This is a genomic window from Bartonella sp. AA81SXKL (assembly GCF_042196945.1).
In the GTDB taxonomy this organism is placed as follows: domain Bacteria; phylum Pseudomonadota; class Alphaproteobacteria; order Rhizobiales; family Rhizobiaceae; genus Bartonella.
On sequence record NZ_JBHIRH010000142.1, the window covers coordinates 1 to 353 of the forward strand.

Annotated in this window: 1 pseudogene; it reads right to left on the reverse strand. The window is 41.9% G+C overall.

The features are described from left to right. Positions 1-353 (reverse strand): annotated as a pseudogene (locus ACFINZ_RS10155) (diaminopimelate decarboxylase); the annotation flags it as partial.

The following is a 353-nucleotide window of genomic DNA, read 5'->3' on the forward strand; positions in this document are numbered from 1 at the left end:
CAAAGACAGTGGAATACCAAATTTATTTTCAGATTTCCCCGTTGTAATTTTTCTATGAGTCCTTGCATCTACATCTGGATTAATGCGCAATGAAACGCGTGCTGTTTTTGAAAGCGCAACAGCACATACCGAAAGTTGTTCAAGTTCAGGCTCTGATTCAACGTTAAAACAGTAAATATCGTGTGCAAGAGCAAAATCTATCTCCTTTACTGTTTTGCCAACACCAGAATAAACAATACGATGAGCAGGAATACCAGCAGCAAGTGCGCGTCGCAATTCACCTTCTGAAACCACATCAGCTCCCGCTCCGTTTGCCGCTAAAAGCCGTAACACTGCTTGATTAGAATTAGCCT